This window comes from Microcystis sp. M31BS1 (assembly GCF_020245285.1).
Lineage (GTDB): Bacteria > Cyanobacteriota > Cyanobacteriia > Cyanobacteriales > Microcystaceae > Microcystis > Microcystis panniformis.
The window spans coordinates 1-11,408 of sequence record NZ_JADBVE010000319.1 but is presented as its reverse complement, the minus strand read 5'-3'; the positions used below and the strand labels follow the sequence as shown (position 1 = coordinate 11,408).

General features: G+C 43.9%; 13 protein-coding genes. 11 read left to right on the top strand and 2 right to left on the bottom strand.

The window, feature by feature from the left end; all coding sequences use genetic code 11:
- The first annotated feature begins 256 nt into the window (after nucleotides 1–256).
- From IM509_RS18280 to IM509_RS18270, 3 genes are read left to right on the top strand one after another with little or no spacing between them, the layout of a single operon-like run.
- Nucleotides 257–430 (top strand): hypothetical protein, encoded by a 174-nt coding sequence (locus IM509_RS18280; protein ID WP_167341563.1) that lies wholly within the window; start codon nucleotides 257–259, stop codon nucleotides 428–430.
- A 1-nt stretch (nucleotide 431) separates the two neighbouring features.
- Complete coding sequence (locus IM509_RS18275) at nucleotides 432–647, top strand: PIN domain-containing protein (RefSeq protein WP_002758272.1); 216 nt, start codon at nucleotides 432–434, stop codon at nucleotides 645–647.
- Entirely contained in the window at nucleotides 634–846 is a 213-nt protein-coding gene (locus IM509_RS18270; RefSeq protein WP_002758270.1) for a hypothetical protein, read from the top strand. Before IM509_RS18275 ends, IM509_RS18270 begins: the two co-directional genes overlap by 14 nt.
- 164 nt (nucleotides 847–1,010) lie before the next feature.
- Here IM509_RS18270 and IM509_RS18265 read toward each other — a convergent pair whose 3' ends face one another.
- Nucleotides 1,011–1,526, bottom strand: a complete 516-nt coding sequence (locus IM509_RS18265; RefSeq protein WP_072925511.1) for a single-stranded DNA-binding protein — start codon at nucleotides 1,524–1,526, stop codon at nucleotides 1,011–1,013.
- Between the two features lie 205 nt (nucleotides 1,527–1,731).
- On the opposite strand from IM509_RS18265, the gene IM509_RS18260 reads away from it, so the two are divergent.
- The 5 genes from IM509_RS18260 (at nucleotide 1,732) to IM509_RS18240 (ending at nucleotide 6,721) form a co-directional block, all read left to right on the top strand.
- A complete protein-coding gene (locus IM509_RS18260; RefSeq protein WP_052277891.1) occupies nucleotides 1,732–2,727 on the top strand; it encodes an amino acid ABC transporter permease in 996 nt (331 codons plus the stop codon).
- Nucleotides 2,728–3,041: 314 nt separating this feature from the next.
- Nucleotides 3,042–3,419, top strand: a complete 378-nt coding sequence (locus IM509_RS18255) for a hypothetical protein (RefSeq protein WP_052277890.1) — start codon at nucleotides 3,042–3,044, stop codon at nucleotides 3,417–3,419.
- A 64-nt stretch (nucleotides 3,420–3,483) separates the two neighbouring features.
- Nucleotides 3,484–4,344 (top strand): shikimate dehydrogenase, encoded by an 861-nt coding sequence (locus IM509_RS18250; RefSeq protein ID WP_052278552.1) that lies wholly within the window; start codon nucleotides 3,484–3,486, stop codon nucleotides 4,342–4,344.
- A 29-nt stretch (nucleotides 4,345–4,373) separates the two neighbouring features.
- Nucleotides 4,374–5,417, top strand: a complete 1,044-nt coding sequence (locus IM509_RS18245) for an AI-2E family transporter (RefSeq protein ID WP_072925523.1) — start codon at nucleotides 4,374–4,376, stop codon at nucleotides 5,415–5,417.
- 317 nt (nucleotides 5,418–5,734) lie between these two features.
- The gene (locus tag IM509_RS18240) at nucleotides 5,735–6,721 is read left to right on the top strand and encodes a DMT family transporter (RefSeq protein ID WP_052277888.1); all 987 of its coding nucleotides are present in this window, start codon (nucleotides 5,735–5,737) and stop codon (nucleotides 6,719–6,721) included.
- Here the strand turns inward: IM509_RS18240 and IM509_RS18235 are convergent.
- Complete coding sequence (locus IM509_RS18235) at nucleotides 6,698–7,927, bottom strand: class I SAM-dependent methyltransferase (RefSeq protein WP_185237833.1); 1,230 nt, start codon at nucleotides 7,925–7,927, stop codon at nucleotides 6,698–6,700. The genes IM509_RS18240 and IM509_RS18235 overlap by 24 nt on opposite strands.
- Before the next feature lie 136 nt (nucleotides 7,928–8,063).
- Here IM509_RS18235 and IM509_RS18230 point away from each other — a divergent pair, with 136 nt between their 5' ends.
- The 3 genes from IM509_RS18230 to IM509_RS18220 all read left to right on the top strand — a co-directional run bounded on the left by IM509_RS18230 (nucleotide 8,064) and on the right by IM509_RS18220 (nucleotide 11,093).
- On the top strand, nucleotides 8,064–8,933 hold the full coding sequence (locus IM509_RS18230) for an MBL fold metallo-hydrolase (protein WP_185237834.1): 870 nt from the start codon (nucleotides 8,064–8,066) through the stop codon (nucleotides 8,931–8,933).
- A gap of 187 nt (nucleotides 8,934–9,120) precedes the next feature.
- Nucleotides 9,121–9,819, top strand: coding sequence for a bifunctional demethylmenaquinone methyltransferase/2-methoxy-6-polyprenyl-1,4-benzoquinol methylase UbiE (ubiE, locus tag IM509_RS18225; RefSeq protein ID WP_072926419.1), 699 nt, complete (start codon nucleotides 9,121–9,123; stop codon nucleotides 9,817–9,819).
- 35 nt (nucleotides 9,820–9,854) lie between these two features.
- Complete coding sequence (locus IM509_RS18220) at nucleotides 9,855–11,093, top strand: DUF445 domain-containing protein (protein ID WP_036395313.1); 1,239 nt, start codon at nucleotides 9,855–9,857, stop codon at nucleotides 11,091–11,093.
- Nucleotides 11,094–11,408: the final 315 nt, after the last annotated feature.

Here is an 11,408-nt window from a genome sequence, read left to right as displayed (position 1 = left end):
AATACAGTGAGTTCTTTTCTTCTTCCGTGAATTCTAGGTTAATCATGTTTTTAATGAGTGCTTTGCTTCTAATTATGACTCTTAAACTATATTATTGTCCTTGAGTAAAAAATGCAAGTTGTAGCCGTGCAAAGTATAATTAAATTAAAAATGGATTTTAGGTTCGATCCCCCCTGCCCCCCTTGATAAGGGGGGTGCCGATAGGCGGGGGGATCTGATGATTTTTAACGCCTACCTACTTAGGTGATTATTTACTATGAGTATGTCGAGAGAGGAACAATTAAAGATCCTTGGTCAGATGAAAGATTCTGATATCGATTATTCAGATATAGCTGCTACTGATGCCGAATTTTGGCAAGAAGCTACTGTAGAAGCTGCCCGTTGGATGGTATCGAGGGAAAGGCCCATCGCCAGTAGGGGCAATTCATGAATTGCCCCTACTTCGTACCTCCCAACTGGGTTTTAAGTTTTATGATGCCTTACATCTGGCTTTTGCTGAAGCGGGGGGCGCTGATATTTTCCTGACCACCGATGACAGGCTGCTGCGAAAAGCTCAACAATATAGAGATTCAATTAACGTAACGGTAGAGAATCCCGTGATTTGGTTGATGGCGACTTTACAGGAGGATGGCAATGAAATTAGCTGAACTGAGAAAACAAGGATATCAAGCTTTAGTTGACTCTTTGGGGGTGGTGGGAATGCTCCGCTTCCTGCAACAATTGGAAGTCGGCCATGGCGATTACACCGCCGAGCGACACCAGTGGTTAGATGAACTGACCCTCGCCGATTTTCAGAGCTACGTTCAACAAAAGAAAAGTATCAATGGTGGGGAGTTAGGGGGTTAGAAGGCAAGAACTGGCTCTTCTGGTTTCTGTGTGGAAACGAGGTCTATACTGATAGAATATCCGCCAAAATAGCGCTTAAAGTCTTGCCCGATAAGCATTTCACGATTCCATAAGCAAAAATTATCAGACAAAATCGAGAAGAGCCATTAAATCTGTTGGGGTGATTAGAAAGGAATATCGTCTAAATTTTCCTCCACCGATGTGTCGCTGGGTTGCCAAGCGGAAGGATTAGAAAGTTCATAGGATGCGTCGTATTCAAAGTCCCCAGTGGAGACAGGTGCGACGGGTTTTTCCACCGGGGTTTTATTCGATTTGTGGGTATTGATTGGCACGACTTTTTCTGGAGTCGGGGCCGTCATTTCACCGCTACTCATGCTGCCGTCAAGATGATAGAGATGACTAATGACTAATTCGGCCCGTTTTTCCTTAAAACCTTCGGGACGATCGATCGTCTGCATCGAGAGACGACCTTCTAAAATTACCTGATCACCTTCATGATAGTTCTGAGCGACTTCTGAGGCCAAATTTCCCCAAGCTACGGCCCTTAAATTAGTCGGGGTTGCCTCGGCACGATTGGCAGAAAACTCGACTAACATTTGAGCGTAGGGAGTTTGATTATCTTGGGTATAACGTAATTCGGGACGACGGACAATTTTAGCCATTAAAATGCAACTGTTCATGGTCGAAAATCAGTCTGAATTTTTCTAATAAGTGGGTGGGTGGAATTAAATATAAGATGAACGTAGGTTGGGTTGAAGCATGAAACCCAACGCCCGCATGGGTTACGCTACCGTTAACCCATCCTACAAATAATTGTGCCTTCCTACTTAGCACCATTGTACTGAAAAAGTACAATGATCACCACTGTGGAGGTTAGGGAATTTTATGGGACTCTGGTTAAGAAAAAATCTCTTTAACACTTGGTACAACGTCATCTTAACCCTTGCGGGTCTATTTCTCAGCCTCTGGGGTGGCTTAAGTTTTCTCGATTGGGCGATAACTCAGGCAAAATGGGCTGTAGTGACGGAAAATCTCGGTTTATTTGTGGTCGGTCGTTATCCAGAGCAGTCAATATGGCGAATTTGGCTGATTTTAACGATAATTGCGGCTTTATCGCTGTTTTCTTGGCAATTAAACCGGGGTCGCTTCCCCGATTGTCCCGCTTTTCTCCAACGCTGGTGGGGATTGATTTGGTTATTGACTTTACCTTTAATTGCTTGGTTACTATTGGGGGGATTATTTTTAAAGGCAATTCCCCTCGATGATCTCAGTGGTTTAATCTTAACTTTATTAGTAGCGATCGCAAGTATGATTTTATCTTTCCCCTTGGGAGTATTATTGGCCCTAGGGAGACAGAGTGAATTACCAGCAATTCGTTGGCTATCTATTGGTTATATCGAATTATTGCGCGGTTTACCTTTGTTGGGAATTTTATTCATGGCCCAGGTGATGTTACCTTTAATTTTACCCGCCGGGACGAGACCGGAACGGGTGATCAGAGCGATCGCCGGATTTACCCTTTTTGCAGCAGCCTATCTGGCCGAAAATGTCCGGGGTGGTTTACAAGCGATTCCCAAAGGTCAAATTGAAGCGGCCAGAGCTTTGGGTTTAAAACCGATTTTCGTTTTATTATTGATCGTTCTACCCCAAGCTTTAAAAGCGGTCATTCCTGCTATTGTTGGTCAATTTATCAGTTTATTTAAGGATACTTCCCTACTGGCGATCGTGGGACTGGTGGATCTCTTGGGTATGGCAGGATCGGTTTTGGCTAATCCGAAATTTATCGGCGATTATCCAGAAGTTTATCTATTTTTGGCGTTTATTTACTGGATTTTCTGTTATTCTATGTCCCTAGCCAGTCGTAGGTTAGAACAGCGTTGATTGGGGTGCGGGGTGTAGGGTGATGGGGTGATGGGGTGATGGGGTGATGGGGTGTGGGGTGTAGGGTGTAGGGTGATGGGGTGATGGGGTGATGGGGTGTGGGGTGTAGGGTGTGGGGTGTAGGGTGTGGGAAGCTTTTCAGTGATCAGTAAACAATAAACAGTAAACAGTGAACTGAAAACTCCCATCTGATCACTGATTACTGATCACTGATCACTGATAGATGGCTACCTAGCTTTTTGTCATAAATATTGATATTATTTAACAATGAGTAGCAATTTATGGTAAATATATTTATTTAGGAGAGCGAGAAAATGGCTGGATTCTTTGGCCTGTTTGGCAATAAGACGAAATACGTCGATGAACCGATGGATATGAGCGCACCGGAACCGAAAGAGGCTTTTTACTTGGAACCCGATGACGCTAAAACTCTCGGTAATATCGACTTTATGCGGACACCGATCACGATCCGACGTACTTTCCCGAAAACTGCCTCGAATAAAAAGGGTGGCGAATCGATTAAACAGATTTCTTCTATGGAAGTCAGCAAAGTCACCGATAACGGTATTGTGGCAAAATCGGCCACTTCCGAGGCTAATAGTAAGGCTAATGGTGCTAATGATAACGTTCGTCGCGCTAACGATGACAATATCAATCCTTTCCTGAAAATGGCCCGCGAAATCAAGAAATAGTATAGTAAGGGGAGCATTGGCTACCCTTAAGATTAAACTTTGGTGGGGAAAGCCCACCTTTTTTATGACCATTATTAACGGAAAAACCAAGTTATTAGGCGTAATCGGCGATCCCATCGGCCATACTCTTTCTCCCCTCATGCACAATGCCGCTATCGATGCCTTGGGGCTAAATTATGTCTATCTTCCCCTCCCGATCGCCCCGGAAAATTTGACAGATGCGATCGCTGGTTTGTCCGCCATCGATCTACAGGGTTTTAGCGTCACGATTCCCCATAAATTAGCAATTATTCCCTTATTATCGCAAATTACCGAGAAAGCCAGGCTAGTAGGCGCAGTTAATACCGTCTGGCGCACGGAAACCGGCTGGCAGGGAACAAATACCGATGTGGATGGCTTTCTCGCACCCTTGAAATCCCTTGACAAAGATTGGAGTCAGGTGAATCCAGTTATTTTGGGCAATGGCGGCGCTGCCCGGGCGGTAGTGGTGGCTTGCGCCCAGTTGGGCTGTGGCGAAATTCATGTGGTAGGACGCAATCAAAAGAAATTAGATCCTTTTAAAGAAAGTTGGGCGAATACCAGCCTCTATGACCTCCTAGAAGTGCATGGCTGGGACGAATTAGAGGGGCTGCTATCCATCACAGAACTCCTGATTAATTCTACCCCCATCGGAATGTCCCCCCAGGGCGAACAATCCCCAATAGAGTTAGAATTATTAGATCTTTTACCCCCATCGGCGATCGTATACGATCTAATTTATAATCCCCGGCCGACCAAATTTCTCCGGTTAGCCCAGACTAGAGGGATAAGAATTATTGATGGGTTAGAAATGTTAGTTAATCAGGGAGCGATCGCACTAGAAATCTGGTTAGGTCAACCCGTCCCCGTCTCGGTCATGCGGGAAGCTTTGTTAAAACAATTCTAAATGTTAAAATCCTATTTCTGGCTTGATTTATGCCCCCTTCTAGCTCCTTTTGGAAAACTCTGAATAACTCGATTCTAGTGCGCTATCTATTATTATTTGGCTGTGGCTGGAGTCTAATTATCTTAATTAACTATTTCTACGGGATGATCGCTATTTTTACTGGTTCAGCGATTCTGGCCGCCCTATTAAATTATCCTGTGGTTTGGTTATCCCGTTATCTACCGAGAGGACTAGCCATTGCTATTACCACCCTAGCAGCTTTTATCCTCCTATTTGGATTAGTCACAGGCATAGGATTAGAAGCAGTTAATCAGGGGAGAGGACTACTATTCAATCTTACCGATGCCCTTAGTCAAAAAGATTTTTTACCCTTTCAAGACTTTCTCGATCGATTAGATTGGAATAAAATGGTGGGAAGCTTACAAACCGGTTTAGCCACAGGTTTATCGCTCGTACAGGGAGTTTTTTCCAGTGTCTTTACGGGCATTTTCGGGGCGGTGATCAGTGTTTATATGCTCATCGATGGTGATAAACTTTGGCGAGGTTTTTTGCAACTTCTCCCCCCAGCATACCGGGAGCGTTTTGCCAAGTCTTTTCGACAAAGTTTTCTGGGATTTATTCGCGGGCAACTGTTGTTAATGCTCTTTTTATCGGTGACGAGTTTCTTGAGTTTTTCCCTATTAGGAATCAAATACGGGCTAATTTTAGCGGGTATTCTCGGTGTTATTGATGCTATCCCGGGTATCGGGGCAACCCTGGGCATTTTGTTAGTAACTATCTTGACTTTTACCTCCCAGGGACTAGCAATTGCCGTTAAAGCTTTTATTGTCTGTGTTGTCTTGGTGCAAATTCAAGATAATATTATTCGCCCTAAAGTTATGGGCAATGCCCTAGAATTAAACCCAGTAATTTTGTTTTTATCTCTCTTTATCGGCGAAAGAATTGCGGGATTATTAGGGGTTTTTCTCTCCATTCCTATCGCCGGAATGATTGCGATCTGGATCAGTTACGGGGAAGAAAAACCAATAACAGCTTTAGAGGAAAATCAGTTAGAAGAAAGTCAGGAGAATTAAGGGCTGATCCCCAGTCTCTACTATACAATTAGAGAAATTTGTTATCTACAAAACTCGATCGCTAAGTAGGTAGGCGTTAAAAGTTATCAGATGCCCCCCTTATTAAGGGGGGATTAAGGGGGGATCGGCACCCCCCTTATTAAGGGGGGATTAAGGGGGGATCGGCACCCCCCTTATTAAGGGGGGATTAAGGGGGGATCGGCACCCCCCTTATCAAGGGGGATCCCCCCGCCTTCGGCTTCCCCCCTTATCAAGGGGGGCAGGGGGGATCGAACCTAAAATCCATTTTTAATTTAATTATAACCAGCTACTTACCTATGGAAAACCTAGATTTAAAGAAATCCTCGCCCCTCTTACTTATCTCACCGTTTTTTCTCTGGGGAACAGCGATGGTAGCGATGAAGGGTGTTATCCCCCACACCACCCCCCTATTTATGGCGGCAATTCGCCTGGTTCCCGCCGGAATGTTAGTTTTAATGGTAGCTTGGTTTTTAGGTCGTCCTCAGCCCAAAACCCTGCAAGCATGGTTATGGATTGCCCTTTTTGCTCTCATGGATGGCACTCTTTTTCAAAGTTTTCTGGCATTGGGATTAAATCGCACCGGGGCAGGGTTAGGATCGGTAATTATTGACTCCCAACCCCTAGCGGTGGCTTTAATGTCCAGTTGGCTATTTAAAGAAGTTATCGGTGTCTGGGGATGGTTGGGATTGGGTTTAGGAATTGGGGGAATTAGTTTAATTGGCTTGCCCGATCAATGGTTTTATGACTTTTTTGGACAAAAAGCGGTAAATATTGACTTTAGCTGGCAGGAATTACTAAATAGCGGCGAAATGCTCATGCTTTTGGCTTCCCTATCCATGGCGGTGGGAACAGTGTTAATCCGGTTTGTCTGTCGTCATGCGGATCCCGTCAGCGCCACCGGATGGCACATGATTTTAGGAGGATTGCCGCTATTTTTAGCTTCAGGTTTCACCGAATCCCATCAATGGCAAAATGTAGATTTAAATGGTTGGTTAGCTTTAAGTTATGCCACTATTTTTGGTAGTGCAATCGCCTATGGAGTATTCTTTTATTTAGCCGCCAAGGGCAATTTAACCAGTTTAAGTTCTTTAACTTTTTTAACTCCGGTTTTTGCCCTCACTTTCGGGAATTTATTCCTCGGTGAGATGTTAAGCATATTGCAATGGGCGGGGGTATCTTTAACCCTCGTTAGTATTTATTTAATCAATCAAAGGGAAAGAATCGCCCCACAATTGCGGGCAATTTTTGCTAATCTTTCCTCACTTATACCCAAAAGCAACTAACTCAAATTCCGTGCGAATTACCTCGACTCTGGCAAAATTTGCTTCTTGTAATTTCTGGTTGAGATTTTGGGATGTAAAACCGGTTTTATGAGCCATATAGGGCATTCCGGGGACTTCTGTTCCCATGCCGTAAAACATCCATAAAGCCCGCACAGGACCACCGGGAGAAATATATAAAGGTTCATTTTCCATATCGCCTCTAGCGACAAATTCGGCGGCGGTTTGCATATCGGGAACCACGATCATCAAAAAGCCTTCGGGTTTAAGAATGCGTTTAAATTCCTCCAGCGCGATGGGAACTTCGTAATGATAAATATGTTCTAGATTATGACTAGAAAAAACCGCATCGACGGAGTTATCGGGAACAGCACTTAAATCGGTAATCGTTCCTAAAATATCGGGGTTAACAGCAGTATTAATATCGAGGCGAATTTCTTGCCAATTACCATCGCGGAATAGTTTGGGTAAAGCTTCGGGATTATAGGGACCACAACCCACATTTAAAACCAGTTTTTTCGGGGATTTTAGCGCTGTTATCCCTGGGGGAGCATTCCAAGCTAATAAACAAATATTTTTCAAACCAAGCAAACCGTGATTAGCGACTTGATCATCTAAAATTATCTGGGCTTGGGGATGGGTTTTAATAAAATCTTTTATGGCCTGTTGGAGAGCAGGATGCTGACATTTATTGATCATAATTAAAGCGGAATCAGACCAGAATTTTTTGGCTAAAAGTAAGGAGATAAAGAGAGAGCGATAGTCTTCGGCGGCATCGTAGTAATAAACTCCCAGCTTTTCTTCACTGTTTAATTCTTCCAGATCATCGAAAAAGTTTTCCGTTTCTTGATCGCTTAAAAATATCTGTTCTGATAGTTGAAAATCCTCCAAATCCTCAGATAATATAGTTAGCTTTTCTCCCGATGGATCGTATTTAAAAAAAGCTTCTACGCCATAACCGCAGCGATCGCTATTATTGCAGAAAGCGGCGACTAAACTACCGCGACGAAAACAACCCACCTGACAGTAAACCTCGTCCGGTTGCAGACAGGCAACGGCTAGATTGAGCAGGGTAAAGAGATTGCGATCAGGATAGGAGGCGGTTTTTTGGCTTAAAAGGGTTAATTGCTCGGAAATAGGCGACATTAGAGGCGATCCCCAATCCTGATACTGTTGGGGCAGTTTTTCTAAGAATTTCTGTAAATCCATACCTTGCTTTCCCGAAAACTATAATACTTTTCCACTATCGTAAATCATCGTGTTTGTCATCAGGCCACGGACTCATATTGTAGAAGAGTGCTAATCTAACTATTAGCCCATCAGCACAAGTAGAGAAACCTCTGATATGCCCTACAATTGCTTCCAGATCAAATTTTGGGGAGTACGGGGAAGTATCCCCTGTCCTGGTTCGGAAACCGTTCGTTATGGTGGTAATACTTCCTGTGTGGAGATGCAAGTCGGTAGAGAAAGATTAATTTTTGACGGTGGTACGGGGTTACACCTACTAGGACAGTCTTTGATGGCAGAAAGTCCAGTGAAAGCCCATTTATTTTTCACCCACTCCCATTGGGATCATATTCAAGGTTTTCCTTTTTTTACCCCTGCTTTTATCAGGGGCAATACCTTTAATATCTACGCGGTTCCCTCCCCCAACGGGGCAACCATCAAGCAAAGATTACACGATCAGATGTTACATCCTAATTTTCCCGTGCCTTTGCAGATTATGCGGGCTGATTTAGAATTTTATAATCTAGAAATGGGCGAAACCCTCCACTATGGCGATGTCAGCGTCGAAACCCGTCCTTTAAATCATCCAGGAGAAGCGGTGGGTTATCGGGTAAATTGGCAGGGTTTATCGGCAGCTTATATTACCGATACCGAACATTTTCCCGATCGCCTTGATGATAACGTTTTGGCTTTGGCATGGCAAGCGGATGTGATGATTATTGATGCTACCTACACCGATGAGGAATACAACCATCCTAAGTATTCTAAGGTGGGTTGGGGTCATTCCACTTGGCAGCAAGCAGTCAAAATCGCTCAAGCAGCGCAAGTTAAGCAGTTAGTTCTATTTCATCACGATCCGGCCCATAATGACGATTTTCTTGATCGCATTGGGGAAGAGGCAAGAAAGATTCTGCCTCAAACTATTCTGGCCCGGGAAGGCCTCTCGATCGAACTGCGGCCTGGAGATGATCAGATAGATGAAGCGTAACCTAAGTAGGTAGGCGTTAAAAATTATCCGATGCCCCCCTTATTAAGGGGGATCGGCACCCCCCTTATCAAGGGGGGATTAAGGGGGGATCGAACCTAAAATCCATTTTTAATTTAATTATAACCAGCTACTTAGGATAGAATGGTATAACTTCATCTGGGATTTTCTCTGATGCCATATTATAAAAATGTCCAATCAATCCTCACCTAACTCCACAGAAATACAAGCAATTTTTGATCAGATCGCTCCCGAATATGACCGCCTCAATCAAGAATTAAGTTTAGGATTACACCGTATCTGGAAATTAATGACAGTCAAATGGTGTCAACCCGAAAAAGGGGATTTTGCCCTCGATATCTGTTGTGGTAGCGGCGACCTGACTAACCTATTATCAAAACAAGTGGGTAAAACTGGCAAAGTGATCGGACTAGATTTTTCCCCACAACAATTAAAAATCGCCCGTCAACGTTTTAGCGCCACTAATATTAACTGGATGGAGGGGGATGCCCTCAATTTACCCTTTGCCGATTCTAGCTTTGATTGTGCCACTATTGGCTATGGATTACGCAATGTGGTCGATATTGCCCAATCTTTGGGGGAATTATACCGAGTCCTGAAACCGGGCGCTACAGCGGCGATTCTGGACTTCCATCAACCTACCCAAACCATCGCCAAATTATTCCAAAACTGGTATCTCGATCATATCGTCGTTCCCGCCGCCGAGCGTTACGGTTTAACTGACCAGTACGCTTATATTAGTCCCAGTATCGATCGCTTTCCCCAGGGCCCAGAACAGGTAAAATTAGGCTATCAGTCGGGATTTTCCAGCGCTGTTCACTATCCACTCCTAGCAGGACTGATGGGAGTGTTAGTCTTGAAGAAATAACCTACTGACATTTCCGTTTATTTTTTGCTGCTAAATTGAATCTCCCTACTCTTTGGACATGGATATTACCGCCGATCGCGGGGGCAATTATTGGCTATTTTACCAACGATGTAGCCATAAAAATGCTATTTCGTCCCTACAAGGCGATTTATATCGGTAAGCGTCCTCTTCCCTTCACCCCGGGGCTAATTCCTCGCAATCAAGATCGATTAGCTGTCCGGGTATCGGATACGATCATGGGTTCCCTGTTAACCCCCGAGGAACTACAAAAACTGGCTAAACGACTCCTCGACACGGAAAGGGTACAGGGGGCGATACTCTGGCTGTTACAATTAGCTTTAAAACAAATAAAAGGCGATCGGCAAGCAAAAACCGCCGAGATTTTGGCGGCAATTCTTCATGATTTATTCGGGGAATCTTTAGCGAGATTACTAAAAGTTTTAGCCCGACGACAGGACTTTTTAGAAAAACAGATCAATCAAATTTTTGATCGCCTAGTCTTGGAATTTTCTCTCAGTGAACAACAGGCGCGACAATTCTCCGATTGGCTATTAGAAACCGTCTTACCTGCTGATGTTATCCGTCTAGCTTTGATCGATTTTTTAACCGATCGCAATATTCAAGTTATCGATGAAGGATTTCGGGAAAAAACCAGTGGAACCTATTGGGTAGTAGCCAATTTATTCGGTTTACGCAATGCCCTGGCCCGCTTACGCACTTTTTGCCTTGATGAAAAGGATTTAGCTAACACCAGAATCAAAGAATTATTACTATCTTTAGAGATGCGTAATCGTCTGAAAAACTGGTTACAAAGTATCTCTTTACAAAATTTACCTATCTCCACCGTCAGACAATTGCGTAAAACCACCAGGGATACGGTGCGAATTTATATTCAAGAAAGTGGCGAACAATTTCTGCAAGATTTTGGACAAACGATCGACTGGGATCAAATCGCTAATTTAATTATTAATCGTCTGCAATCTTCAGGGTCAATGACTACATCATTAGGGGTAATTAGTCAAGAGTTAGCGTTAATTTTAGAGCGTTATCTAGAGGAAGATTTAGAGAAATTAGTCGCCCAAATTATCCCGATTCTCAACATCGATCAGGTGATCCGCGATCGGGTAAATGCTACTTCCCCTGCTGATCTGGAAAATGCTATTCAAGGCATTGTTAAACAGGAATTACAGGGAATTGTTAATCTCGGTGGTATTCTCGGTCTTCTAGTCGGACTAATGCAAACAGTTATTTTAATTGCACAGAATCCGGGGTAATAATTAGGGTTTGCTGAAAAAGTTTGTTGGTGGGGGCAGGGTGTGGGGTGTGGGGTGTGGGGTGTGAATTTTCCCCCTGAAAAAGCCTTAATCTAACAAGGTTTTTAGATTTATTCAGCAAGCCCTAATTAGGGTTTGCGGCAAAAAGTACGGGCGAAGCATTCGGGCAATAACCTATCGGTGAAACCGTAGATTTTTTATCCGAATGCTTCGCCCCTACAGGACGCGGGCCGATGAAGACGCAAGGTTTTGAAGCACGATTCTCTCAAAATCTTGCACCTGTGGGAGCGAGAAAAGCCACAAAACCCTTACCTT